This is a genomic window from Streptomyces sp. NPDC059582, from assembly GCF_042735715.1.
GTDB lineage: Bacteria > Actinomycetota > Actinomycetes > Streptomycetales > Streptomycetaceae > Streptomyces.
This window is the reverse complement of record NZ_JBHWCC010000009.1, coordinates 158,396-184,598: the sequence shown is the minus strand read 5'-3', so window position 1 is coordinate 184,598 and position 26,203 is coordinate 158,396. Positions and strand designations below refer to the sequence as shown.

The following is a 26,203-nucleotide window of genomic DNA, read 5'->3' as shown; positions in this document are numbered from 1 at the left end:
GCGTGGGCTCGGCCCGGCGGCAGGACCGGCGAGGTCAGGCTGCGGTGTCCGGCTCGTTGGGCGCGACGGTACGGGCCCGTTCCGCGAGGGGTTCGGTCGCCCATGCCGCCAGCAGCCGCAGGGCGGTCTCGGAGGCGGAGCCGGGCTCGGTGCTGTAGATGAACAGGGTCTGATCGCCGTCGCCGGGCAGGGCCAGCGCCTGGTAGGTGACGGTGAGGTCCCCGACCACAGGATGGTGGTAGCCCTTGGTCCCCTCGGTGCGCTCGTGGACCCTGCGCTCAGCCCAGTGCGCACGGAAACGCTCGCTGCGCACGGCGAGTTCGCCGACCAGCTCGGCCAGCTGCCGGTCCTCGGGATGGCGCCCGGCGTCCATGCGCAGCATCGCGGCGGTGTCCGCGGCCACCGTCTCCCAGTCCGCGTACAGCTCGACGGCGGCAGGGTCGAGGAAGAGGAACCGGGTCTGGTTGCGCTCATTCGCGGGCATGGCGTCGAAGTCGGCGATCAGCGCACGAGAGAGCAGGTTGGCGGCGACCACGTCGGTGCGGCGCCCCAGGACGAAGGCGGGGCAGTAGGCGGCATCCAGAGTGGCCAGCAGTCGTCGGACGGCTGGGGTGACGTGCTCGGCCGGGGAGGGTGTGGACTGCCGGGGCTGAAGGGGGCGCCGGTTCGCGAGATCGAACAAGTGCGCGTGTTCGGTATCGTCCAGGCGCAATGCGACGGCGAGGGACTCAAGGATCTCCGGCGAGGCGGTCCGGCTGCGCCCTTGTTCCAGTCGCGTGTAGTAGTCGACGCTGACGCCTGCCAGCTGGGCGAGTTCCTCACGGCGCAGGCCCGGGACACGACGCCTGGCTGTCTTGGGCATCCCGGCGTCCGCGGGGTCGAGGCGGCCTCGGCACGAACGGAGAAACTCTCCCAGCTCCACGATGTGGTTCATACCGCCATTCTCCGCGCCGTCCTGGGGCCCGGGAAGGCGCGAGGATAGCCGCGATACACCCAGGAAACCGAGGACCAGCCTCGCTGCTGGGTGCCAAGCCTTCCGGCCTCCTTCACCCACGGCATCATCCCGCCCCACCTGCGTGGGACCCGGTGCAGGCTCGTTACAGCTCGAGAGCACGTGGCCGCGATGGGTGAACGAGAAGACGATCCGCGCCGGAACCAGATACGGGGGAGGAACAGCGGTCGGCCGCCCCTCCCCCGTCTCAGTCACCAGCAGAGGCGTGGTCCGACCGCCCGTCGTCGCGTCAGGTGTGTCCTGCCCCGTACTCGGTTTCAGCGATCCCTGCCCTTGGCGACGGGGGTGGGGCCCCGGAGAGACCCCCGTGGTCCCGACCTGTCCTGGTGCCGGTCACGACGTGAGGTAGCAGTTCTTCCGTACGCCCGGCAGCGGATCGGTGCCGAATGCCGTCGTCGTGCAACCGGTACCGCTGGTGAACGACTTGTACACGAAACTGCCCCGAGCGCCGTACGCGACCGTCTGCTGTCCGCTGAAGGCGCAGGTACCGGCTTCGCCCGCGCAGGCCCCGGCATAGCCGGCCGGGCCACCGGTGGCGGCGTAGCAACCCTTCGACTCGCCGGGGATCGGGTCGCCGAACGTCGCGTCGGTGCACGGGGTGTCGCCAGTGGCCGTGATGGTCGTGAAGGAGCCGAAGGCGCCGTATGTCACCGGCTGACCCGCGGCGGCCGGGCAGGTGCCGTTCTGGTCGGCACACTTGGTCCAGCCACCGGGCGGCCCTCCGGCAGGCGGCAGGTAGCAGGACTTGGCGATCCCGTCGACGGGATCACCGAAGTGAGCGTTGGTACAGGCGACGGAGCCGTTGGTGACCTGGTGCGTGAAATTGCCGTTGGCGCCGTAGGCGACGTCGCGGTTGTAGCCGGGTACGGCACAGGTACCGTTCTCAGCTGCGCAGACGGTGTATCCGGGAGGACCGCCCACGTCGGCGACGTAGCAGGACTTGAACAGATTCGGCGTGGGGTCGCCTCCGAAGGCGCTGCTGGTGCAGGCCGTGCTGCCCGTCACTGTCCTGTAGGTGTAGGCCCCCGCTCCGTAGGCCACTGCGCGGGTGCCGCTGAAGGAGCAGGTGCCGCCCTCGCCCGCGCACCGGGTGAACCCCGCCCGCAGGGCACCGGTACCGGGATCGGCGGGTGCGGACGGATTACCCAGTCCGGTGGCGGTCACGGTGTAGCTGCCCGGGGCGACGCCGGTGAGGTAGACGTACGTGTCGTCCTGGCTCGCACCGCTGATTCCCGAGGTGGGAGTGAAGGTTCCGTTGTTCCAGACGACGTTGCCGTTCACGGACACCGAGATGTTGCCGCCGCCGAACTTCGGGACTCCGACGCGGCCGGTGGTACCGGCCGGGCTGTCCAGACGCGCCGTGTACGTGCCGGCGGCGGGGGTGCGCGACCAGGAGGCGTTGACGGCGCCCTGCGGCATGGTGATGCGGCCCTCGGCGCTGGTCAGGTCGCCGGGGTGCGGGACGAAGCGGTACGTGCCGCTCGCCGACTCCGGTGCGGTGCCGAGCACGTCGAAGGTGAGCGTGGAGGTGGGCGCGGTGGACCAGCCATGAGCCAGGCTCATGAACGAACCGCCGTAGGCGAGTCCGCCGTCGGCCTTGATGCCCTCCCAGAAGGTGCTCCTGGTGCCGATGGCGCTGTTGAGCATGTGGCCCCAGGTGCGACGGATCTGCGCCAGGGCGGTGTAGTCGTCGTTGGCGGTGAAGTGGGCGTTCAGCTCCATCCCCCCTGCGAAGGGCGAGACGTTGCCGCCCCACTCGGGTGTGGTGGGGCCGTAGACGCCCCATCGGGTCGTGAGTCGGCTGACGATGGTCCGCGACTTGGCGGAGGAGTCGGTGAGCCCGTACCAGACCGCGAGGGAGTTGCCGTCCTGCGGGTACAGGCCACTGGTCGGGTTGTCCCTGTACATGCCCTTCGATGCGTCCCACAGGCGGGAGTTGGCCGCGGCCTTGACCGCGGCGGCCCTGTCGGCCCAGCTCGCGGCGAGCGCGCTGTCTCCCTTGACCGAGGCCAGGATGGAGCCGTTCTTGAGCGCGGCGTACAACAGCGCGTTGGCGGAGATGTTCTCGCCGCCCTGGCCGACTCGGGCCCAGTCCTGGGTGCGGGTGACATCGAGAAGGTTGTTGCCGTCGATCTTCCCGATGATGAAGGCCATGCCTCGCTGGTAGTCGGCCCATGCGGAGTCCAGCCATGCCCGGTCGCCCGAGTACGTGTAGTACGTCGCCGTGCCCAGGAGGGTCCAGATGTGGTACGTGTCCGAGCCGGTGAGGTTGAACGGTGGTCCCGACCAGGGGATCTCCCCCTCGGCGGACTGCGCGTCGTACATCGTGGTGAGCGCGTTGCGCGTCGAGCTGAGATCGCTCGAGTAGGCGTACTGCGTGGGTACGGCGATGCCCAGGTCGCCGGGCCACACCGTGCGGTCGCGCTTGGCCCCGTCGACCAGGACGGAGTCACCCACGCCGACGGTGGCACCGTTGTCCCACTCCGTGGCCGGTGGAGGCCAGGCGCGGCCCTGGTCGGAGGCGATCGTGTTGAGCTGCACGGTGTACGCGCCCGCGTACCAGATGCGGTTGAGCAGGTCGTCGTTGGAGTGGAAGTAGTTGGCGTAGTCCGCCGGGTCGGCCTTCCCCGGAGCCGCGGTGAAGCCGAGGCTGACACCCTTGAGGTCCACCCACCCCGCGGTGTCGAGGAAGACGGTGAGATAGCGGAAGCCGCCCCGCAGTCGTGCGGTGGGCATCGTGTACGTGCCGTTGGGGGCGGCCGTGGCGTAGAGCGCCCCGTCGTCGCCGTCGCGGCCGCTGCTGCGGTCGCTGCTGGTGCCGACGTACAGAGACGACTCGCTGAAAGCCAGGCCGATCCGTTGACCGCTGTCGCTGGCGACCCCGAATGACAACGTTGCCAGACCGCCGACCTCCTTGCCGAAGTCGAGCGTGACGGCCGAGCGCGAGCCGGAGATCCTCGTCGGCTGTCCACTGAGGACGTTCTGCGGGTTCGCGACGTTGCGGGATGTGGAGTACACGGCGGTCGGCTTGAGGGTACGGGAGGTCGGCGAGTAGTTCAGCGGGTCAAGGAGCGCCTCGCGAGCGCCCGTTGTGAGCGTCGAGGCCGCCGCGGACGCGGAGGGCGCTGCACCGGTTGACGGCACGGCACCTACGGTCAGTGCGACGGCTGCGGCCATGGCGAGGCCGGGCAGGTGGTGCCGAGCCGGCCATCTGCTCGGTGGGGGACGACGGCGCATGGAATCCTCCCGAGGCGGGTGCGGGACACGGAGAACGGACTTCTGGCGTCTGAAACGATTCAAAACGACGGCCTACGAGACCCAGTGGCCGATCGGACAATTGGGCGCACGAGAAGCCTCGCTGAAGTCCCACCGATGATGGGCGCGCGGAATCGGGGTGTCAACCGTCGCGACCATCATGAACTGCCGTGCTTTTGAGGCCTGTTGAGGATTCTTCCGGACCACGGCAGAGCCTCTGTCAGGCAGTATTCGATCCCGCAGGGGGCCTGAATCGTCAGTGATGACGATTCAGGCCGGAGAAGCAGCCGGTAGCCCGCGCCTTCGGCGTCACCGTCTGCTCACTGCTCACTGTCGGCCGATTCCAATGGGCCGATACCGATCGGCCGGCACCGGTCGCCCGATACCGGCCGCCCCATACCGATGGTCTCCGGTCCCCCTTGCCAGCAGACCGAGTCGCTCGCCCACCGCTCCTGTCGCCCGGTCGCACCGGCGGTGCGGAGTGTCAGCGGACGAGGTCCTCGGACACCGCCCACAGCCGGGCGGCGTTCTCCCGGTCCAGGGCGTAGGACGCGACGCCCGCGACGGCGCCGGCTCGCTGGGTGACCGGCTCGGCCTGCCCGCAGTCCTCGAAATAGCGACCGGTGATGCCCTCCACCGTCGGCGACGCGGCCACCAGCACCGAGGTCGCGGCACCTTGCTCGACGTTCTTCGCGGCTGGCAGTGCGAGTCCGGTCGTCTCGATGAAGTCGGCCAGCTGCCGCGGGTCCATGTACCGGGCCAGGGATGTGTCGCCGATGTTGCCGGGCATCAGGGCGTTGGCGGTGATGCCGTCGTCGGCCCATCGCTCGGCGGCACCGACGGCGAACAGGACGTTCGCGGTCTTCGACTGACCGTAGGAGGTCCATGGGTCGTAGGGGCGGAAGCGGTAGTCAAGGTCGTCGAACACGACCGGTGAGAAGAGGTGCCCGAGGGAACTCACCGAGACGATCCGTGCGCCGTCCGCCGCCGCGAGAGCCGGGCGGAGGCCGACGGCGAGGGCGAAGTGGCCCAGGTGGTTGACGGAGAACTGTGTCTCCTGGCCATCGGGTGTGCGGGTGAGTTCCGGCAGGGCCATGACTCCGGCGTTGTTGACCAGGATGTGCAACGGCCCATGCCAGGCCGCCACGAACGCCGCGACCGTCGACCGGTCGGCGAGGTCAAGGTGCTCGACCGTCAACTTGCCTGACTCGGAGGGAAGTTCCTTCTCGAGACGGGTCGCCACCCGGGCGCCCGCGTCGGTGTCGCGCACAGCCAGGGTGACGTCGGCGCCCGCCGCGGCGAGCGCCCGGGCCGTCTCGACCCCGATGCCGGAACTGGCCCCGGTCACCACGGCCCGGCGACCGTGCAGGTCGACGCCGTCGGTCACTTCGGCGGCGGTGGTGGTCGCGCCGAACTTGTCAGGCGTGTGAGATACGGACATGAGCTGAGTCTCCTGACTTGAGAACACCGAGGGCCCGTAACATGTGCGGCTCGCTCGCCGCCTGCGTTCGGCGCCCCGGCATCGGGGGGTGGTCGTGCGGGTGCGGCCTGGCCGCACCGAGTGTGCGGGGGCGGGTGGCTGATCCGTCGATGGGGACTCGCGCGGCACCGGCCGGTTCTCAGCCGTCGAGCGTCCCCATCAGTTCCGGCGCATAGCGGTCGCCGGTGACAACGCCACGCGGGGCTGCCGCCTCGATCGCGGCGAGGTCGTCGCCGGTCAGAGTCATGCCCGTCGCGGCGACGTTCTCCTCGAGGTAGCGGCGGCGCTTGGTGCCGGGGATGGCGACCGCGCCCTGGTGCTGGACCCAGGCGAGCGCCAGCTGGGAGGGGGTGACGTTCTTGTCGGACGCGATACGGCGCACCTCTCGGACGACATCGAGGTTGCGTTCGAAGTTCTCGCCCTGGAATCGCGGGTCGGTCCGGCGCCAGTCGTCCTCGGCGAAGTCGTCGGGGCTGGTGATCGCGCCGGAGAGGAAGCCGCGCCCCAGCGGGGAGTAGGCGACCAGGCCGATGCCCAGTTCCTGCAGCGTATCGAGTACACCGTTGTGCTCGATCTCTCGCTCGAAGAGCGAGTACTCGGTCTGGACGGCGGTGAGCGGGTGGACGGCGTGGGCCCGCCGGATGGTCCGCGCGGAGGCCTCAGACACGCCGATGTGGCGGACCTTGCCCTCGCCCACCAGGTCAGCCAGGGCGCCGACCGTTTCCTCGATCGGCACCTCGGGGTCGATGCGGTGCAGGTAGTACAGGTCGATGTGGTCGGTATCCAGATGCCGCAGCGAGCGTTCGAGCGCCCGGCGTACGTACTCGGGCCGGCCGTTGAGGCCTACGGCGCGACCGTCGTCGGTGATCTCCACTCCGGTCTTGGTGGCGAGGACGGCGGCATCACGGCGCCCGGCGAGGGCCTTGCCGAGCAGCTGCTCGTTGATGAAGGGACCGTAGCTCTCGGCGGTGTCCAGCAGGGTGACGCCGAGCTCCAGTGCGCGGTCGATGGTCGCCAGCGACTCGGTCTCGTCGGTGCCACCGTAGAAGGCGCTCATACCCATGCAGCCGAGGCCTTGGGTGCCGACGTTCAGGCCCTGGCCGCCCAGTGCGCGGTGTTCCATGAGGTTCCTTCACTCCTAACTAACTGGATAGATACAAGACCGTAGACCGACCGGCCGCGAGTGTCAATAACTAGATAGTTACTTGCTAGGGTGGCGGACATGTCACGGGACTCCAGCGCCACCAAGGCACGGCTGCTCGACGCCGCTTTCAGCGAATTCGCCGCCTACGGCATCGCCGGCGCCCGCGTGGACCGGATCGCCGAGACCGCGGGGGCGAACAAGCGGCTGATCTACGTCTACTTCGGCAACAAAGAGCAGCTGTTCGACGAGGTGCTGCACCGCGCGATGACCGCAGGTGCCGAGTCCGTTCCGTTCGACGTCGAGGATCTGCCCGGTTACGCCGGGGCGATCTTCGACCACCTTGTCGCCCGGCCGGAACTGATGCGCCTACGGCTTTGGAAATTGCTGGAGCGCCCCTCCGTCACCGCCACCGCCACCGAGCCCGAGCCGGACGCCTTCCGCATCAAGGCCGCTGCGGTGGCCGACGCGCAGGAGCGTGGTGATCTCGCGCGGGACATGGCGCCCGCTGATCTGCTGACCATGGTTCTCGCCGCGGCCCAGGCCTGGTTCTGGGCCGCCGAGGGCGCCGACGCCGGGGAGGTCGGGCAGTCCTGGTCACCCGAGCGGCTGGCCGCGCACCGCTCGGCGGTCGTCGAGACCGCCCGGCGGATCACCGAGCCGAAGGCTGCCGCCGGATAAGGCCCGATGCGAACGTGGTGCAGGAGGGTACGGATGAGCCGGCTGGAAGGCCGCGCGTCGAGCGCCGGGCGGTGGCGATGTTCCTCACTCAGCGTGTGCCGGATTCCCCGTACCTCGCAGGGCGTCGCGGAGTGCCGCGCGCGAGGTACTGCTGGGGTGACAGGCGGGTGTCCGGCGCGGCGCCGGTTTGGACGGCCGCCAGACCTGACGCCCGCAGTTCGCTCAGCGCGCGTTCGGCCCAGGGCGTTGCCCCCAGCCGCGTGAAGGTCGCCAGGGCGGCGGTGAGCTGTTCACGTGCCGCCTGCGTGGCTTTGGCGCGCCGCAGGCGTTCACCGTAGAAGAGCCGGATGCGGGCCAGGTCGAAGGGCCAGATGTCGGCGTCGGGCAGCGCAAGCGCCTGGTCGAACTGTGCTGTGAGCCGGTCGTCGGCGGCGGCCATCGCCGCCGCGCCATGCGTCACCAGGGCCAACCTGCTTGATATCAAAGGAACTTGAGTGCGGAGCAGCGCCATGACATGCGCCTCGGCCTCGGCGTGCCGATCGCTGAGAACGGCCGCTTCCACGAGGTCCGGGATCAGCCACAGAGCAGGTGCGTGAAAACGAGGGAGAACACCGGCGGGGCTGACCGAGGTCGCGTGCAGGAATGCCGCCTCGTAGTCTCCGCGGCCGAGGGCCGCCCTCGCCCTGATCTCCGCGACCAGGGTGAGCAGAAACTCGATACGCCTGGGCGCGGCGAAACGCGTGATCTCGTCGGCGAGTTCCTCAGTCCGGTCGGTGTCTCCCTGTGTCGCTGCGAGCAGCGCCCGCCGGTGGAGGAACGTCTGAGTGAGGAGGCGGTAGCCGTGCCGGCGGCTGAGCCGCAGGCCTTCCTCGCTGAGGTGGGCAAGCTCATCCCATTCCCCGGATTCATAGCAGTGCCGGCTCAGCAGATTCATCGCGTGGATCGTCAGCGTGACGTGTTCGCCTTCGCGCCCCTCCGCCAGCAGTCTCTCCAATGCCGGACGGCAGGTCTTCAAGCGGCCGACGTACTTGCCTGCCATGCCGATCCGGATCACCTCGATGGGGTGCGCCGCATCGAGTCCGCCGATCGCGTCGTCCAGTCGGCGCAGGGCGGGGAGCGAGGTATGGACCGGATCGCCGAAGCAGCTGATCAGCAGCGACAACGACTCCGGTACGCGGCCGGGAAGGCGTGAGATGGCTCGTTCGAGGGGTTCCCGGAGTTCCGCGCGGGCGCCGCCGAAGAAGCTGATCCACGCCAGCGTGTACAGGCCCTCCTCCAGAACGTCGTGGGGGGTGTCCGCCCGGCTCAGTCCGGCGTCGATGGCCTTCATCAGCAGCCCGTAGGCGGAGTCGACGTCCCCGATGCCGCTGAGCAGACGGTGGTGAGCGACCGCGAGTGTCGTCGTCAACGAGGCCGCGTCGGCGTCATGGGGCGTCCGGTGCTCTTCCAGGAGGCGCGGCACGCCGAGCAGGTTTCCGGTCGCGTCCGTGCCCAGGTAGGCGGCTGCGGCGGCCCTGCGGCTCCGGTCGCGGCTGCCAGGGCTGAGAGCGGCCGCTCTGGTGAGCGCGGCGACCGCGCCGGAGACGTCGCCGCGTCCGCGCGCCCGGGCGGGCCAACTGTTCCAGAAGCCCGGCGACGTAGTTCCGCGGGCAGTTGCGACGACTACGTCATCCGACCGTGGTGAGAGAGCGGTGCCAGCCGCACGCTTCGCGCCACGTCCGTGTCCCGCCGCTGCTGTGCCGGGCTGCGGCTCCCGCGATGAGGGAACGAAGTGCCCACACCCCTGCTGCCCGAACGCGAGCGCGGCTCTGGTTCAGTGCCGACCATGCAGGCGGCACGACCCCGCGCCCCCGGGCGGAGCCGCGCGACAGGGCACCGGTCACGACGGCCGGTGCCCCTCCGCGCTCTGTTCAACGCCCTTCACGGTGGACGAGCCGCCAGTACGGAAGGCGGCTCGCGTGTCAGTAACGGCCCAGGATCGTCTGGGTCTTGAGGACGTCGCCGTGGTAGAGCCAGCCGTGCGACTCCGCGACGTTGATCGCGTCCGTGTGCAGCTTCGAGGCGTCGTCGTAGTCGTCCGTCTTGAAGGAGACCTCGACCACGTACTCGGTGCCGGAGCCGCTCGCGCCGACGACCGGCAGCACCTCGATGCCGGCGTCGTCCGACACCTCCCACGCACCGCCCCACACCTGCGAGGTCACCGGACCGTGCGACCGGGAGGCCTGAAGGGTGGTCTTGCCCCAGTTGCTGGAGTTCCAGTCCTCGAGCTTGCCCGGAATCTCGCCCACCAGCCAGCTCAGACCAGTGGCGGCACTCGGCATCGCGGTGCCGGAGTAGCCGGAGGCGCTGTGCGACTTCTCATTGCTGAAGCTCAGTGTCTGCTTCGAGTAGCCCCAGTCGACCTCGGCGTCGTAATTCGTGTCACTGCTGCTGAATCCCGCCGCGTTGGCCGTGGTGAGGGCAGCGTCGATGTCGCCGTTGGTCACGGTGAAGCGCTTCTTGTAGCTCTCCTCGAACGAGGAGCCGCTCTTGTGCCGGAGCCGCACGTCCCAGCCCTGGGCATTCAGGGCGAGCGCGTCGGTGTCGTAGTAGGTGTACGAACGGGCCTTGGCGGAGCCGGTGATGCCGAACGCCGACTTCACGGCCGCGAGCGGGTTGTGCGACGCGTCCAGTGCGGCGGTGGTGAGGTTGATCTTCACTTCGTAGGTGGGGACCGCGTTGGACGCGGCCTGCGCCGGGGTCGTCGTGGTGAAGAGGGACGCGGACGCGGCCAGGACGATCGCCGCGGCGGTGGACGGACGGAGCCGGGCGATGCGGGAAGTGATCGTCATGGTCAGGAGGATCGCGAGCGATGGTGATCTCCGTCCGACTCATGGATGCGTTGCGCATGAACGGCTGGCGCCACATCGGACGAAATGTAAATCCCTCGTGAAACGAGCGGTTTACGTGATTGAAGCGGTCCCGGTCAGCTTCGGCTCGGGCGCCGGGCACGAAGTCCCACTGGTGCCGTTCCGCCCCGCCCCGCTCGTGGCCAGGTCGACCACCAGGCCTACAGAGCCAGGAACCGCTCGGCCTCTCGCTTCAAGTCCGGTGTCATATCACTCAACTCCGAGAGGATCAGACGAAGCTCACGCCTGAGATCGGGTGACTCGCTCCACACCTCTGAACTCCTGGTGAGCACGGCGGCCAGCAGCGCACCCTCGTACATGTGGCCCTCCGCCATCGGGTCCACCCGCAGGACCTCCAGTGCCAGCGGAAGGAGGTAGGTGAGGCCCACGTTCTGCCTGATCAACAACCGCATGTCCTCGACGGTGAGTTCGCCGAGCGGCTTACTCCGAAGTGCGTACGCGGTCTTCACAAGCCGGGTCGCTTCGCCAGACAGGGCCGGCCAACTGTCGTGCTCAAGCTCGTCAAGGGATCGGTCACGGTTCACAAGTCGAGTCACCGACGGATCGTCCCACGTGGGATCTCAAGAGCGGTCTCGGTTTCCGTCTCCTTCAGCAACGTTCACGCGGTTCACGCGATCTCAGGAGCACTGGACACGACACTGAGTCAGATCTTCATGCCCGATTACGGCCCACGTCTGGAGGCAGCGAAGGTGCGCCTTCGCACCGACCTGTGCAGCGGTACCGACGGGCCGAACACACCCAGCGAGAGTGGCTGAACGGGGTCACCGAGCCCTCCACCCAATACCGCACGGCAAGGGCACCGGACCTCATCGCGTGGCGCAAGGAGGAGATGGCGGGCTACAAGTACCCCCGCCTGATCGAGTTCCTCGACCTCCTGCCCGCCGACGCCACCGGCAAGATCCTCACGCGCGAACTCCGCAGCGCTCTTGGTGCGTGAGCGACGCGTCCGAGTGATACGCGTCCACCGGACTGACGGAGGGCGCACCGGTGCAACGGCGGTCGGTCTCGTGGGAGTCAGGGAGATCGTGGGTCGTCGGCGTGTCCTGCGCGGGCCGGGAGCGCCCGTCCCAGGCGGGCGAGCGGGGACAGGGCCATCAGGCCTGGCGACAGCAGCATGCCTGCGGCTGTCACCAGGAGGCTGGTGCGCAACTCCCATGCCTCCGCGAGGAATCCGCCGAGCAGGGAGCCGAGCGGGGTCAACCCCATGCCGACAAACGTGATCGTCGCGGCCGCGCGGCCTTGCATGCCGTCCGGAGTGACCGCCTGCCGGACGGCCATGACGGTGACATTCACCAACTGGCCCCCGGTCCCGAACACGAAGCTGACCGCGAGGAGAGCGGGAACCGTCACCGCAGCGGAACCGTGCAGCGCGGGTACGCACAGGAACACGCCGTCGCCGAGTACCGCCGCGGATACGAGCACCGCGCCGTGACCGAAACGGGTCGGCAGGCGGGCGGCCAGCATCGAGCCCAGGAGCGCACCCGGCCCCGTCGCCGCGAGAGCCAACCCGACGGTGGTGCCCGACAGGTGCAGTTCCCGTGGCAGGAAGAGCAGATAGACGGTCATCATGGCCGCGAGGGAGAACTGGAAGGCGGCCGAGGCGAGGCACACGGTCCGCAGCGAGGTATCCCTGACGACGAAACGAAGGCCCTCATGGATCCGCTGCCAGACCCGAGGGGGACGTCGCGAACTCTTCGGAAGCAATTCGGTCCGACGGATCCGTTGGACCGACAGGAACGACAACGCGAAGAACAGCGCGCTGGAAGCGGCTGCGATCGGCGCCGACAGCAGTGACACCAACGCACCACCGAGGGCTGGACCACCGATCTGGGCCGCGGACCGGCTGCCCTCGAGCGCGCTGTTGCCCCACACCAACTGATCGCGTTTCACCAGCCGTACGAGAGAGGCCTGGTAGGCCACGTCGAAGAACACGGACAGGGCCCCGAGGGCAAAGGCGACCACGAACAGCGCCGGCAGGCCGAGCCAACCAAACAGGCCGGCCACTGCGGCGGCGCCCAGTGCCACGGTCCGGCCGACGTCCGTCCACACCATCACCGTGCGGATCCGCCACTTGTCCACCCACGCGCCGACGAAGAGCGAGAGCAGCAGGATCGGCGCCTGCCCCACCGCGCGCAGGACGCCCAGCTCGGCGGCACTGGCGTCGAGCGTCAGGACAGCGTAGAGCGGAAGTACCACCAGACCTGCATGTTCGCCGAGTTGGGAGGCCGTCTGGCCCACCCAGAGTCTGCGGAAGTCACCGTCCCGCCACAGGTTTGACGGAACAGGATGACTGGAATCGGATTGAGCGGAGGAAGCGGACAGCACCGAAATCCCTTGGGTTGCCGACGACGAGGCCCGCCGCCCGGCGCACCACAGGTGCACCGACGGTTCAGGCAGGGGAAGGCTCGCTGTGCCGCAACGTCAAGGGCAGCACGCGATGACAGGCCGATCACGGCCTGCCACGTCAACGCGCGCTCGGACGACCGACCATGTGTCAACTCCTTGTGGGTCACTCGTTGCCCGAACACTAGGCGCTCGGCGGCCCGGTGCGAAAGTCGATTGCGGCCCGTGACGGACGGTCGGAACCTGGTCCGGCACGCCGCCGTACCTCCGGCCCGGCTGGACTCTGCACAGCCCCGGATCAAGACATCCCCTCCCTTTGCTCGCGGCGGATGGTGGCGCACGGATGCACCATCCCGGCCGCCGCGCGAACAGGGCGAACGTGGCCTGATGCCGCGGTAGCGAGTCCCCTTGGGATCGCGGCTGTCACCGGGTGGCGAGCGGTCGACAAGGGCTTCGCGGCGCAACCGCTCGCCGAATATACGTGTCCGAAAAGTGGATCCTTGCCAGAACCTGCACGGTTTGCGGCTGGCAAGTCCTTGCCATGGCGAGGACTTGTCGTCGTCCGGCCTTCACGTCGGCGTGAACCGGCCGATAGACCCATGGCATGGTCTCCCCCTCACTCTCTTCCGCCTTCCGGCGCAGACGCCGGCGGCTCGTCTCCGCCGCCATCGTGTTGCCGCTGCTGGCGTCGGGTCTCGCAGTTCTGCAAGCGCCCGCACAAGCCGCTCCGAGCAAACCCACCGCTCCGGCCAAGCCCACGGCGACCCACAAGGTCACCCTGGTCACCGGCGACGTCGTCACAGTCACCACGATGGCCGACGGAAAGCAGACCGCCGACGTCGACCGGCCGGACAGCGCCGTCGGCGGCGTGAAGATCCAGGAAGTCAAGGGCGACCTGTTCGTCATCCCGGACGAGGCGGCACCACTGCTGGGCACGGACAAGCTGGACCGACGGCTGTTCAACGTCACCGACCTGATCGAGATGGGCTACGACGACGCGAAGACGGCCGCGGTGCCGCTGATCGCGGCGTACTCCCAGCCGAAGTCCCGTAGTGCCGTCGAGCCGACGGCCCCCCGCGGCAGCAGGCTGACCCGCAAGCTCAAGGGCATCCACGGTGCCGCGCTGAGCACCGACAAGCGGCAGGCCCGCACCTTCTGGAGCATCGTCGCGCCGCAGGGCAGCGCGACGTTGGACGCGGGTGTGTCGAAACTGTGGCTCGACGGTCGCGTGAAGGCCGACCTGAAGGAGAGCGTGCCGCTGATCGGCGCGCCCGAGGCCTGGGCGGCCGGCTACACGGGCAAGGGCGTCAAGGTCGCGGTGCTCGACACCGGCATCGACGTCGACCACCCCGACTTCGCCGGCGTGATCGACGGCACGACCAGCTTCGTGCCGGGTGAGGCCGTCACCGACATCAACGGGCACGGCACGCATGTGGCGAGCACGATCGCCGGTTCCGGCGTCGCCTCCGGAGGCGACAACAAGGGCGTCGCCCCCGGCGCCGACCTGTTCGTCGGCAAGGTGCTCGGTGGAGCGGAGGGCTACGGCCAGGATTCCTGGGTCATGGCCGGCATGCAGTGGGCCGCCGAATCCGGTGCGGACGTCGTCAACATGAGCCTCGGCGACTCCTATCCGACGGACGGCAGCGACCCGATGTCGCAGACGGTGGACGCGCTGTCCGAGCAGTACGGCACTCTGTTCGTGATCGCCGCCGGCAACGCGGGCCCGGAGAGCATCTCCGCCCCGGGCGCGGCCGCCTCGGCGCTGACCGTGGCCGCCACCGACAAGCAGGACCGGCTCGCCTCCTTCTCCAGCACCGGCCCGCTGGCCTACTCAGGCGGCATGAAGCCGGACATCGCCGCGCCCGGCGTGGACATCACCGCGGCCCGCTCGCAGGACATGACCGACGGTGGTGAGGGCCTCTACCGCACGCTCAGCGGTACTTCCATGGCCACCCCGCACGTGGTCGGCGCGGTGGCGATCCTGGCCCAGCAGCACCCGGACTGGACCGGCGCGCAGCTCAAGGAACACCTGATGAGCACCGCGAAGGGCCTGGACGACGGGTACTCGCCGTACGAGGTCGGCACCGGCCGTCTCGACGTGGCCGCCGCCGTGCGCACCACGGTCCGCGGCACCGGATCGCTCTTCTTCGGCAACCACACATGGCCGCACGAGCCGAGCGACGTCGCCGTCACGAAGGACCTGACCTTCACCAACACCGGTTCCGCCGACGTCACGTTGCAACTGGCGCTGACCGACGACGACGGCCCGTTCGTGCTGGGCGCCACCAAGGTGACCGTCCCGGCGGGCGGCACAGCCACCGTCCCGGTTACCGGCAACCCGCAAGCCGCCTCGGCGGGCCGGCACGTCGGCTACGTGACAGCCACCGACACGGCCACCGGGAAGCCGGTCACCCGCACGTCCGTGGCGCTGCTCAAGGAGGAGGAGCGCTACGACCTGAACATCAAGCTGGTCGGCCGGGACGGCAGTCCGGCGGCCGGCTGGGTCCAGATCAACCTGGCCGGTGACTCCTGGCCGTGGGCGCTCTACGTCGACGGCTCGACCACCATGCGTATGACACCCGGCCTGTACACCGTCGCCGCCTACCTCGACGTGGCCGGCGAGAACGCTGACCGCTCGGGTCTGGCCGTGCTGGTCGACCCGGAAACCGTGCTCAAGGACCGCTCCTTGGACGTGGTGCTGGACGCGAGCAAGGCACGGCTGCTGCAGACCGAGGCGCCGCAGCGCACCGAGGACCGCCAGCGCAAGGTCGACTTCAACGTCCACTACAAGGGCCTCGACCCGTTCACGGACTACCGCAGCGCGTACGTGCTGCCGGTGACGTACGACGACGTGTACGTCGCGCCGACGGAGCCGATGAAGCAGGGCGAGTTCATACTGACCACCCGCTGGCGCAAGGGCGAGCCGCTGCTCAGTCTGAGCGCATGGGACGGTCGGCTCCGCTTCGAGGCACTGGTGCAGGCGGGCAGCGCCCTGGGCACGACCACAGACAGGCTGGACGCGGTCTACGCCGGCACCGGCGCGGCGGCCGACTACGAGCAACTCAGGGCCAAGGGCAAGCTCGTCGTCGTCGAGGGCAGCGACGAGGTCTCGCCGGAGGAACGCACCGAGGCGGCGGTCGCGGCCGGTGCGAAGGCGCTGATCGTGGTCAACGACGGTGTCGGTGCCCTGATGGAGTACGTCGGCGAGACGCCCATCCCGGTCGCCACGGTGCACCGCGACGCGGGCAAGGTCCTCGTCGCGATGGCCAAGGCCGGCATCCTGGAACTGACCGCGAAGCAGACCGAGTACACGCCGTTCGTCTACGACCTGACCCGGGACTACCCCGGCCAGGTGCCGGACCGGGCCCTGGTCTACAAGCCGGCCCTGAGGGACCTCGCCCGGATCGATGCCCGCTACTACTCGGCCACGGACGGCAAGTCGGCGGAAGGCTACCGGTCCGACTTCACCCTCAGCCCGTCGTTCAACCTCCCCGAGCGCGAGTGGCACCCGGGCACCCGCACCGAATGGGTGACCCCGGGACAGAACTGGAGGGAGTTCCACGCTCAGGGCGTCGACGGAGACCTGCCGTGGGTGATGGTGTCGGGCGACAACACGTATGCCAAGGGCAGCACCACCCGTCTGGACTGGTTCGCTCCGGCGACCCGGCCCGGCCAGGGCGAGTCCTTCGGGGTGTACAACTCCCGCTGGCAGAACTACATGACCTGGAACGTGCAGGCATGGGCCTCCGCCAGCGACACCATGCGGCTGGGCGGCTTCCTGGACTGGGGTGAGACGCCGACCCACCTGCAGGTCTTCCAGGGCGACAAGTTGATCCACGACAATCCGAAAAGCACGGACATGCAGTGGGTGGCGGTGCCGGCGGGGAACCTGCCCTACCGTGCCGTCCTCGACGCTGAGCGTCCCGGTGACGTCTTCCGGCTGTCGACGCGCACCCACACCGAGTGGACGTTCATGTCCGACACCGTCGACGCGGACTTCTTCGAGCCGTTCTCGGTGCTGAACCTGGACTACAAGCTGGAGTCGGACCTGCACGGCGACGTCAAGGCCGGTGCGACCCAGAAGATCGCGCTCAAGCCGGTGCCGATGGACCTGGGAACCGTGCCGGGCAAGGTCACCACGGTGAAGCTGGACGTCTCGTACGACGACGGTGCCACCTGGCAGAAGGTGATCCTGGCCAAGGACTCCGGAGGCTACTGGAAGGGCTCGTTCAGGACGGCGAAGAAGCCCGGCGGCTTCATCTCGGTCCGCGCGAGCACCGGGACGGACCGCGGCTTCAGTGTCAAGAACGACATCATCCGGGCGTACGGCCTGCGATGAACCGCACTGTCGTGCCCCGGGGAGGCGACTCCCGGGGGCACTTCCCGTCACGCCTGCTCCCAGCAGGGACTGTTCAGGGCCTGCCGCCGTGGCACATACTCACCCGCTGTGGCAAACGGAGGAGAGTCGGTCACCCATGCTGGATGTTCTGGGCCTCGACCCCGATGACGAGCGCGTCTACCGGACGTTGCTCGGACGGCCGACCTCCACCGCGGCGCTCCTGTCGGACCTTCTCGTCGTACCGCGAGCCCACGTCGAGAAGGCCTTGTCCCGCCTGATCGAGCGGGAACTGGTGATCCGGTCGGCGGACGGGCAGTTCGCCGCCGCGCCGCCGGCCATGGCGCTCGGCGCTCTCATCAGCCGGCACCGAGACGGGCTGCGCGTCGCCGAGCAGGCACTGGTGACCCTCGCCGAGGAACACCGGTCGGCCATGACCGGGAGCAGCATCAACGATCTGATCGAAGTCGTGACGGGCGTCGACGCCATCCGTCATCGCTTCCTGCAGGTGCAACAGGCGGCCCGCACGCAGGTCCGCAGCTTCATCACGGCACCGTTCCTCGCCGTCCCGCCCGAGGAGAACACGGCCGAACCCATGGCCATCGGCCGCGGCGTGCACTTCCGGGCAGTACTGGACCGGGCCGTGCTGGCAGAGCCGGGCATCATCACCGATGCGATCGATTCACTGCGCAACGGCGTACAACTGCGTGTCGCCGACCAGTTGCCGATGAAGCTGGTGCTGGCCGACGCCGACCTCGGCCTGGTCCCGCTCACGGTCACACCGGCCGGCGAGCCCGGCGCCGTGCTGCTGCACCGCAGCGGCCTGTTGGACGCGCTGGACGCGCTGTTCGAGACGGTATGGCGCACCGCCCACCCGCTCGAACTGTCGGGCACCGGGGCAGAAGCCGAAACCACCGTGGAGCTCGGTTCGCCAGGCCCGACGGACCTTGACCGAAGGATCCTCGCGCTACTACTGGCCGGCCTGACCGACCAGACGGCCGCGACACAGCTGGGCCTGTCACCGCGCACGCTGCACCGACGCCTGCGCCACCTCATGGACCTGGCCGGAGTCCGTACCCGGATGCAGCTCGGCGGTCACGCCGTCAGACACGGCTGGGTGGAGCCAGCGGCGCCGGGCTACGGCACGTGATCGAGTGATGTCGGACTGTTCGCCGGACAGACTGCAGGTGACTTCGGTGGCCCTGGTGCGGTGAGATTCGCGCAGGGTGGCGGCTTGGCGGACGTCGAGCGGGGCCGCACGGGAGCCCGCTCGTGGCGGGCCGGACCGTTGGCGAGGACGCTGTGTGTCTGCCGTACGGCCTGCGCGTCACGGTTGATCTGCATGGCGTAGCCGAGGTCGAACTGGGTGTTCGCCGGCCGGCTCGGTTCGACGTGGCCGGGCCGGCGGCGGCGCGGCGGGTGCAGCGCTGTGCGCCGCAGCAGTTGACGAGCACTAGAGGAAGACGCGCCTGATTGCACCGCGCCTCACTTCGGAGCCGCCTCCGACAATAGCGATCGGCAGCATCCATGGCCCTTGCGTCTTACGCTCAACTTCAGTCCCGTAGGCGGCGACCTCCGCTTCGTCCAAGTACCCGTCCTTCCACGGGTCGATGTGCTCATTCCAGCAGATGTACCGAGTGGGCTCTCCGCCGGCGCTTCCCGCCGCACCAGTGATGGCCAGGCAGCGGTAGAACTTTTCTCGATTTCCGGGGTCCTGGACCTCGACACCCCAAGGCCCACGCTCCTCTTTCGGGATTTGCGGACCCTCGATCCCTGGCGTGTCCCACCCTTCCGGAATGACTACCTGGATGGCTTTCTTCTCCCACGGAGACATGACACAGATGTATCGATCCCGATCGCCCTTCACGTCTCGCCAGTAGCAGGGTTCGAACCCCTGGTCCTTGATGCTGCACCGCATGGCTGCACCCTCGGTGATCAGGGCTTCTCGGTCGCAGGTGCCGGATCCTGTCTTGCCGATGCTGATTCCGGTCGCCAGATGCCCGTTGTTCACGGGCGCGTAGTTGATTACTTCCGTACCCTTGACTGTCGGCCACAGTCGATCCTTGATTCCGCTGTAGGCATCGTTGGCGAAGATTTGAACAAGCCCCACGACTACACCAATCGTGAGCGCCACTACGGTCGCTGAACGAAAGAAACGACGCAGCCTTCCACTTCCGCCACTTCCGCCACCCCCAGGCATCTTGAGCCCCCACTCCTTCCAGGTTGAACCTCTGGAATGCCATCCGTTGTTCAACCTTCCCTCCGCCGGGATACGGCAGTTCGCGATGGCGTCGCAATTTCGTCACGGAGCCGCTAATTCCCTTTGTAATGTCGGCGGAACACCGGCGTAAGGCGTGGGGTTGTCGGCCGTGGTTCAGAGACGACCCTTTCGGCATGCGCACATCATGAGTCAGGGGGATGTGGCGCCCACGTGGACGGTGACGCCCGCAGGGGTAGCGCCGGTGGTCCATGCGGATGGCTGTCGGGCCGGGCGCGGTAACGATGGAGTGCAGTGACGGGGGCCGTGCGCCCTGCTCCTTGTCGCTGCCCGTGGTCGGTCCCGTCCAGGGTGAGTACAAGGCAGGGCAGTGAACTGGCCCTCGATCCGGTTCAGCCAGGAGGACGGTTCGGGAGGCGGGCCGCGTCGTGGGGTTCCGGGCTGGCACGGGCGGGGCCCGGCCGGGACGTCGCCCGGCCGGGGCCCCCTGACGGAGTGGAGCGGGCGTCAGTTCGCGCCGCCGTCCTCCCAGTGGTGGATCGCGGTGGTCGCTGAGACGTCGTTCGCGTAGACCAGCGCCACGCGGTGGTTGTACTGGACGGTGTACATCTTCTTGCTGCCGATGACGACCGCTCCGGAGGTGAAGTAGTCGTCGGTGGCGGCCGGCGGCTGGGTGGCGACGTAGGCCTGGCCCACCGGCACGGTGTACATGCTCAACGGGGCCTGGGTGGAGGCGCCCAAGCCTGCCGGGTACTCCGACTTGTCCGGGTAGCTGGATCCGTAGACGGCCACCGGGGTCGTGCCCGCAGGCTTGATGATCTTCACCCCGAAGGCGCGCTTGGTGTTCTTGCCGTCAGGGTTGTAGAACCACACCTTGGACCCGCTGTACCAGATCGCGGTCCAGTCGTCCTGCACGTCCGCGACCACGAACTGCTGTCCGGCCTGCGCGGTGCTGCCCCAGTCGTTGATCCGGTTGGTGCCCGCGCCGGTTCCGTGGATCGCCTGGTCGCCGAAGAGCGGGGCGCTCGCGTCCGGGGCGGTGCGCAGATAGACGAAGTTCGATGCCTGCTGCTTGTCCGTACAGGCAGGGGTGGCACCCGTCGGGTCGTCGGCGGGGCAGACCTGGACGGTCTGCACGTTGTCGGCGAACGGGGGGTCGATGGTCACGACCGAGCCCACGTCGGGGACGCCGCGCAGCCCGCTGAGCGGACGGCCGAGCAGGCGCATGAAGTGGTCCCAGTCCCAGCCGTTGCCCGGGTCCCAGTGCATGCCGGACACCAGCGAGGAGTTCGGTCCGGCAACGTTGTCATGGCCCACGATGTGCTGACGGTCCAGGGGTATGCCGAACCGGCCCGCCAGGTACTTCACCAGGTCGGCCGTGGCCTCGTACTGCGCCTCTGTGTACCAGGCCGCGCCCTGCGCGGCGTAGCCCTCGTGCTCGATCCCGATGGAGTGCAGGTTCGAGGAGTAGTTGCCCGCCTGGAAGGCGATGTCCTTCGTCGGCACCATCTGGGTCACCGCGCCGTCCGAGGACCGCATCACGTAGTGCGTCGAGGCGACGTTCTTCGGGTCGGCGAGGCCCTTGACCCCGGCGTCGTAGGTGGACTCCAGGTCGTGGATGACGATGGAGTCGATCCTGATGCCGTTGGCGGGCCGGTTCGACACCTGGCCGCCCGCCGGGGAGCCGGGAACGAACGTGCAGTCCACCGTCAGCGGGCACTCCGTGTCAGCGGTGGCCGACGCCTTGAGGTGCAACCGCTCGACCTGCGTGTCCGCGGGCCGCACGGAAGGACTGGCCGCCAGTCGGACCCGCTGGTCGTCCTGCGTCACACCGGCGGCCCCGGTGCGGATCGTGGCGAAAACGCGGTCCGCGAATCGGACTGCCCCCTGCTTCTGCGTCGACTGGCTGTACCGGGCCACGGCGCCGTACCACTGAGAGGCGTCGGCCGGCGTGTCGCCGGTCAACTGCTCCTGGTAGGACGCGAGCAGCGCCGCTCCCCCGCGGATGTTCGCGGCGGGATCCGTCCGCAGCGTGTCCACGGACAGCCCGGTCAGCTTCGCGGCGGCCTGCAGGGTGTGCAGAGCCGGATCCGCGGCCAGAGAAGCGAGGTCGCTGCGCCCGGCGGCACCCGCGCCGCCGCCGGCCATCATGGCGGGGGTGACGTCGGTGAGGTTCATGGGCCCGAAACCGCCGCCGGAGCTGGGCAGCGCGCCGTGCGCGTCCCATCCCGACTCCTGGTAGGCCACGCCGAGGAGGACGCTGACGGGAATGTGGTACTGCGCGGCGGCCGAGGCGAAGTCCTGTTGCCGGGACGCGTCGGCCACGTCGCCTGTGCTGTCGGCCAGCGCGGTCAACGGCAGGGTGGCCAGACCACCTGCGGCCAACGCGCTCACCGCGATCGCGACCGGAAGACGCAGCCGCCTTTTCCTCTTGTGCAAGATGATGATCCTTATGGGAATTCGAGATGAACAGTCGCCACGTACGGCACATCGAGCGGCCGAACGGGACAACAGTTGTCGGGGACTTGGAGCGTCGACGACTATATGACCAGCCGTCCGGGCGAGTCGTGACACCCGTACCTACTCGCGCGATCCCGGAATGGCGCGAGCCGCTCTTCGGCTCAGCAACCGAGCGGCCGGACGGTCGCTCGGCCGAGCCGTGCGCGCACGAGAGCCCCGGCGTCGGACACCGACGGCCACACTCGGCACCCGTACGAGCGCGGCGCGATGACGCCTGACGTGACTGACCTTCCCCTGCCGGTACGGGCCACCGCCGGGTCGGCTCCTGTTCACGGATTCACGACGTCCACGCCGACGAGCTCGGTGGAGCGGTTCCAGAGTTCACGGGCGAGGTCACGATCGTCAGCCTGCGGATTGTTGCGGCGAGCGGGCTTGCCGTTCTCGTAATAGGTACCGGACTGCCACTCCGTGCCCGGGGTGCCTTCGGCGAGCCAGACCATCTGCCGGGCCCCCTTCTCCGGACTGACCATGAAGAGGCGGCTGAGCGGGTTGTTGTAGATGGGGCGCATGAAGCTCTTGCTGCCGGAGGCGAAGTTGGTCGCGACGGCGCCGGGGTGGAAGGCGGCAGCGGACAGGCCGTGGGACGCGAAGCGGGCGTGAAGTTCCTTGGTGAAGAGGATGTTCTCGAGCTTCGCGGTGCCGTATGCCCGGTGCGCCGTGTAGTCCGTGTCGTTGTCGAGGTCGTCGATGTCGAGCTTTCCGAACAGGCGGGCTCCCACGCTGGAGGTCTGGATGACCGACGCCTTGCCGGCCAGGAGCTTGCCCATGAGCAGGTTCGTCAGCAGGAACGGCGCCAGGTGATTGATCTGAAGGGTCTTCTCGAACCCGTCGACCGTTCTGTCGCGATCACCGTAAATGCCCCCGGCGTTGTTGATCAGGACGTCGATACGCGGGCAGGCGGCATCGAGTTCCGCGGCAAGTTTCCTGACGTCGGCCAGGGAAGTGAAGTCCGCGAGAAAGCGGTCGGCTCCGAGCTCGTCGGCGATCTTCGCGGTCTTCTCGGGGGAGCGACCGACGATGACGACCCGGTGGCCGTCCTGGTGGAGCCGGCGGGCGCCGGCGGCTCCGAGGCCATCGCTGGCACCGGTGATGACGATGGTCTTCGACATGGGTGGTGGTATCCGTTCATTTGTCGGCGGCTCGTGTGAGCTGTGCGGACGCGTGGGGTTGTTGATTCGGCAGACGAGGCGCGGGCCATCAGCGCATGCGGTTCCCTCCTCCCCTCCGGCCGGTGCCGGAGATGACACGTCTCAAGGCGTGGAGCCTGCCTGCGGCGGAGCACCTTCCCGTTGCCGGGATGTGCCGATGCCCCCGCCTCGCAAGAGCTGGGCCGGGCCGGGCCGGGCTGGGCTGCGACCCATTCCGACTACGCTGGGGTGACCGATCGCGCGGTCGCAACAGGGCGAGGCCGGACGGGACAATGTGGTTCAAACCGGAAGATGGGGCCATCGCGGTCGCTCCCGCTGCCGGCCGAGCGGACAAGGGAGACGCGTGTACCAATGGACCCCGGCTGCACCGATACCCTCGGTGAGCGATTGGAGCGAGGCGTTCACCAGTTTGCATGGGGCAAGCCTCGTCGAAGTGATGGATCGCACGGCGCCGTGGACGGGACGGCTCGCCGCCCAGCAGTCCCAGACCTATGGCATCGCCCTGTGCAGCGGCGGCCAGGAAACGGTCATCCGGGACGCTCGGCACATCACCGCCGATCCTCGCGGCACCTGCGAACTGCTTGTTCCCCTCGCCGGGACTGCCTGGGTGGAGCAAGGACCGTCGTCGGGCGAGATCCGGCCCGGTGTCATGGCGCTGTGCGACATGGACCGGCCGGTGACCTTCGCTCACGACGACGACTTCCTGTCGATCGCGCTGATCGTGCCCGGCCACGAGGTTGCCCACCGCAACCCGGCTGCCGTCCACCAGCCACAGATGCTTGACGGGGGCAGCGGTCTGGGCCGGGTGATCCGCACGATGCTGACCACGTTGCAGGAGGAGCTCGAAACGCTCTCCGAGACGGCCTTCGACATCGCCTGCGAGCGCCTGCTCGACCTGGTGTGCCTGGCCGCGGAGGGCGCAACCGATTCGGCACCGACAGGGCACCGGGCGAGGGTCGAGACGGAGGTACGCCGCTACATCCGCCGTCACGCGTGCGATGACGACCTCGACATCGCCACCATCGCGCGCGCACTCGGCTGGTCGACGCGCTACATCCAGCACGTACTGCAGGCAGCCAACACGACGTCGCGTGACCTCATACGGCGTGAACGCCTGCACCTTGCCCGGACCCGGCTCGCCGGCGCGAACTGGGCCGGACACTCGGTCGCGCAGATCGCTCACTCCTGCGGCTTCGGCAGTCACGCGTCATTCAGCACCGCGTTCCGGCACGAGTTCGGGATGACGCCCCGCGACGCCCGGCAGGGCGCCCTGCCGCCCCGGGACGGAGTGGACGTGAGCAGGCTTCGCCATCGGCCGGTCAGCCGCCCAGCGGGCTGAGGTACCGGCGCGGATTGTCGACCAGCATGGTCGTGAGCTGCTCTTCGGTGACGCCGGCCTCGCGCAGTGAAGGGAGGACGCTGTCGTGCAGGTGCGTGTGATGCCAGTTCGGCGCGATCTGCTCGCGCACCCCGGCCGGGAACCAGTCGACATGGCACGACGCGTCATGCGACAGCACCATACGGTCGGCGAGGCCTTCCTGGGCCAGAGCCGCGACGGTCGCCACACGCAGGTCGCCCGGCAACAGGATGTCGAGACCGAAGCGGTCCATACCGACGTACGAGCCGTTGTCGATGAGCTCGTGCAGATAGTCCAGGTCGTTGGTGTCGCCACTGTGGCCGATGACAACCGCCGCGAGGTCCACCCCCTCGCTTCGCAGGATCTCCTGCGCCACCAGGCCGGTGCGGGCGATCGCGTTGGTGTGGACGGTGATCGGCGCACCGGTACGCAGATGAGCCTGTGCCACGGCCCGCATCACCCGCTCCACACCAGGGGTGAGTTCCTCCTCGATCGCACACTTCAGGAACGCGGCCCTGATGCCCGTGTCGGCGATGCCCTCGGTGAGCTCCCGGACGAACAGTTCGGTCATGCCCTCGGCACCGCCGAGCATGGTGCCCGGCCCGTGGTACCTGAAGAAGTTCGGGACATCGCCCAGCGTGTAGATGCCCGTGGCCGCGACGATGTTCAGGTCGACCTGCTCGTTCACCAGCGCCACCCGGCTGACGTCGCGCCCGAGGCCGATCACTGTGGGGTCCACGATCGTGGTGACGCCCCTGGCGACCAGGTCCTTCAGCCGACGCACCGCGTCACTGACGCGTTCCTGCTCGTCCCAGGTTTCCGGCATGCTCTGACGGAATTCCTCGCTCAGGACGAAAACGTGCTCGTGCATCAGGACGGTACCGAGGTCGTCGACCGACACGGGGCCGCGAACAGTCTGCACCTGAGAGTGCGGGGTCATGGATGTCCTTCGGGATCTCGCCGTCGCCTGAACGGCACCGGCATGGTCTGTGCAAAGTGAGGGTGTGGCCCTGGCAGGTCCGGTTCGCGGTGTGCCAGGTCCGCACGGGCGGCCGATGTACGGACCGCCTGTGGCACGACATCTACTCTCGGACACCGCGTCCGGGGTGTCTTTCGCACCAGCGCACAGTCGTTGTCCGCAGGCGCACCCCCATGCCTCACGGACGGCCGTGCAGCGAGAGGAAGACGAACGGCTCAGGCTGTCCGGCGTGTGCCGGGTCGGGCAGTCGCGCGGGGGTCGGCAGGGCCGCCGCCCCCGCTGTGCGAAGCCGGTGAACGGCGTTGCTCTACCTGGCACGGGAGGCACGACATCCGCTGCCGCTACCCCGCGCCGTGGCACACCACAGCACACACGATCGCGAAGCGACCAGAGCGCGGGTCAGAAACCGGGACGGTCTCAGCCTTTGAAGATCCGCTCGACCTTGTCGCGGTTGGTGTGCAAGTCCCAGTAGACGGGAGCGATCTGCTCCGCAGTGGCCCGCGGCTGTCCGTAGAAGGTCGAGCTGCCGATCGTCACGTCGATGGCGACGTGAGCGGCCTGGACGCCGCTGCCGGCCAACTCCTCGTGCAGGTTCAGCACCCAGTTGCGCAGCGCCGCCTCGGCGGCGCTGACATCGGCGATCTCGGTCGCAGGGCGGATGGCGTCACAGCGGTTCTAGCGCAAAACGTCGTGGGCGAAAGCAGCAGGAGCGCGTGCTCCTATCGGACCGTGCCGTCGCCTGCGTGACACCGGACCGATCTGAGCGGGACAGGAGTCCTCACAGATCCGTCCGGTTCGCCGCGTACATGGTCCGCACGGGCGGG

The 26,203-nt window shown here is 68.7% G+C and carries 18 protein-coding genes; 5 read left to right on the top strand and 13 right to left on the bottom strand.

Annotation, left to right across the window (positions count from 1 at the left end; genetic code table 11):
• Window positions 1-34 precede the first annotated feature (34 nt).
• The 4 genes from ACFV0T_RS11370 to ACFV0T_RS11355 form a co-directional block, all read right to left on the bottom strand.
• On the bottom strand, window positions 35-934 hold the full coding sequence (locus tag ACFV0T_RS11370; RefSeq protein WP_385776955.1) for a helix-turn-helix transcriptional regulator: 900 nt from the start codon (window positions 932-934) through the stop codon (window positions 35-37).
• Between the two features lie 411 nt (window positions 935-1,345).
• Complete coding sequence (locus ACFV0T_RS11365) at window positions 1,346-4,156, bottom strand: trehalase family glycosidase (RefSeq protein ID WP_385776953.1); 2,811 nt, start codon at window positions 4,154-4,156, stop codon at window positions 1,346-1,348.
• Between the two features lie 595 nt (window positions 4,157-4,751).
• A complete protein-coding gene (locus ACFV0T_RS11360; RefSeq protein ID WP_385776951.1) occupies window positions 4,752-5,708 on the bottom strand; it encodes an SDR family NAD(P)-dependent oxidoreductase in 957 nt (318 codons plus the stop codon).
• 178 nt (window positions 5,709-5,886) lie between these two features.
• Window positions 5,887-6,870, bottom strand: coding sequence for an aldo/keto reductase (locus ACFV0T_RS11355; protein ID WP_385776949.1), 984 nt, complete (start codon window positions 6,868-6,870; stop codon window positions 5,887-5,889).
• A gap of 99 nt (window positions 6,871-6,969) precedes the next feature.
• Between ACFV0T_RS11355 and ACFV0T_RS11350 the strand changes: the two genes are divergently transcribed.
• Window positions 6,970-7,569, top strand: a complete 600-nt coding sequence (locus ACFV0T_RS11350) for a TetR family transcriptional regulator (RefSeq protein WP_385776946.1) — start codon at window positions 6,970-6,972, stop codon at window positions 7,567-7,569.
• Between the two features lie 88 nt (window positions 7,570-7,657).
• On the opposite strand, the gene ACFV0T_RS11345 is transcribed toward ACFV0T_RS11350, so the two are convergent.
• The 3 genes from ACFV0T_RS11345 to ACFV0T_RS11335 form a co-directional block, all read right to left on the bottom strand.
• Window positions 7,658-8,899 carry a hypothetical protein gene (locus ACFV0T_RS11345; protein WP_385776944.1) on the bottom strand — a complete coding sequence of 414 codons (1,242 nt, stop codon included), beginning with the start codon at window positions 8,897-8,899 and terminating at the stop codon, window positions 7,658-7,660.
• A 631-nt stretch (window positions 8,900-9,530) separates the two neighbouring features.
• Entirely contained in the window at window positions 9,531-10,400 is an 870-nt protein-coding gene (locus ACFV0T_RS11340) for a hypothetical protein (RefSeq protein ID WP_385776941.1), read from the bottom strand.
• A gap of 218 nt (window positions 10,401-10,618) precedes the next feature.
• Window positions 10,619-11,002: a contact-dependent growth inhibition system immunity protein gene (locus ACFV0T_RS11335; RefSeq protein ID WP_385777020.1), complete on the bottom strand. Its 384-nt coding sequence runs from the start codon at window positions 11,000-11,002 to the stop codon at window positions 10,619-10,621.
• A gap of 185 nt (window positions 11,003-11,187) precedes the next feature.
• Between ACFV0T_RS11335 and ACFV0T_RS11330 the strand changes: the two genes are divergently transcribed.
• Window positions 11,188-11,415, top strand: a complete 228-nt coding sequence (locus tag ACFV0T_RS11330; RefSeq protein ID WP_385776938.1) for a hypothetical protein — start codon at window positions 11,188-11,190, stop codon at window positions 11,413-11,415.
• A 77-nt stretch (window positions 11,416-11,492) separates the two neighbouring features.
• Here ACFV0T_RS11330 and ACFV0T_RS11325 read toward each other — a convergent pair whose 3' ends face one another.
• Entirely contained in the window at window positions 11,493-12,803 is a 1,311-nt protein-coding gene (locus ACFV0T_RS11325; protein ID WP_385777018.1) for an MFS transporter, read from the bottom strand.
• 622 nt (window positions 12,804-13,425) lie between these two features.
• Between ACFV0T_RS11325 and ACFV0T_RS11320 the strand changes: the two genes are divergently transcribed.
• On the top strand, window positions 13,426-17,160 hold the full coding sequence (locus ACFV0T_RS11320; protein ID WP_385776935.1) for a S8 family serine peptidase: 3,735 nt from the start codon (window positions 13,426-13,428) through the stop codon (window positions 17,158-17,160).
• A 136-nt stretch (window positions 17,161-17,296) separates the two neighbouring features.
• Window positions 17,297-18,307 (top strand): helix-turn-helix domain-containing protein, encoded by a 1,011-nt coding sequence (locus ACFV0T_RS11315; RefSeq protein ID WP_385776933.1) that lies wholly within the window; start codon window positions 17,297-17,299, stop codon window positions 18,305-18,307.
• A gap of 303 nt (window positions 18,308-18,610) precedes the next feature.
• Here ACFV0T_RS11315 and ACFV0T_RS11310 read toward each other — a convergent pair whose 3' ends face one another.
• From ACFV0T_RS11310 to ACFV0T_RS11300, 3 genes are all read right to left on the bottom strand, one after another.
• A complete protein-coding gene (locus ACFV0T_RS11310) occupies window positions 18,611-19,291 on the bottom strand; it encodes a hypothetical protein (RefSeq protein ID WP_385776931.1) in 681 nt (226 codons plus the stop codon).
• Between the two features lie 591 nt (window positions 19,292-19,882).
• Window positions 19,883-21,814, bottom strand: a complete 1,932-nt coding sequence (locus ACFV0T_RS11305) for an N-acetylmuramoyl-L-alanine amidase (RefSeq protein ID WP_385776929.1) — start codon at window positions 21,812-21,814, stop codon at window positions 19,883-19,885.
• Window positions 21,815-22,164: 350 nt separating this feature from the next.
• Window positions 22,165-23,004 (bottom strand): SDR family NAD(P)-dependent oxidoreductase, encoded by an 840-nt coding sequence (locus ACFV0T_RS11300; RefSeq protein WP_385776927.1) that lies wholly within the window; start codon window positions 23,002-23,004, stop codon window positions 22,165-22,167.
• 418 nt (window positions 23,005-23,422) lie between these two features.
• On the opposite strand from ACFV0T_RS11300, the gene ACFV0T_RS11295 reads away from it, so the two are divergent.
• Window positions 23,423-24,382 carry an AraC family transcriptional regulator gene (locus tag ACFV0T_RS11295; protein WP_385776924.1) on the top strand — a complete coding sequence of 320 codons (960 nt, stop codon included), beginning with the start codon at window positions 23,423-23,425 and terminating at the stop codon, window positions 24,380-24,382.
• On the opposite strand, the gene ACFV0T_RS11290 is transcribed toward ACFV0T_RS11295, so the two are convergent.
• Both ACFV0T_RS11290 and ACFV0T_RS11285 read right to left on the bottom strand, forming a co-directional pair.
• The gene (locus tag ACFV0T_RS11290) at window positions 24,363-25,340 is read right to left on the bottom strand and encodes a phosphotriesterase (RefSeq protein WP_385776921.1); all 978 of its coding nucleotides are present in this window, start codon (window positions 25,338-25,340) and stop codon (window positions 24,363-24,365) included. The two genes, ACFV0T_RS11295 and ACFV0T_RS11290, sit on opposite strands and share 20 nt — an antisense overlap.
• A gap of 456 nt (window positions 25,341-25,796) precedes the next feature.
• Entirely contained in the window at window positions 25,797-25,979 is a 183-nt protein-coding gene (locus ACFV0T_RS11285; RefSeq protein ID WP_385776919.1) for a hypothetical protein, read from the bottom strand.
• Window positions 25,980-26,203 lie beyond the last annotated feature (224 nt).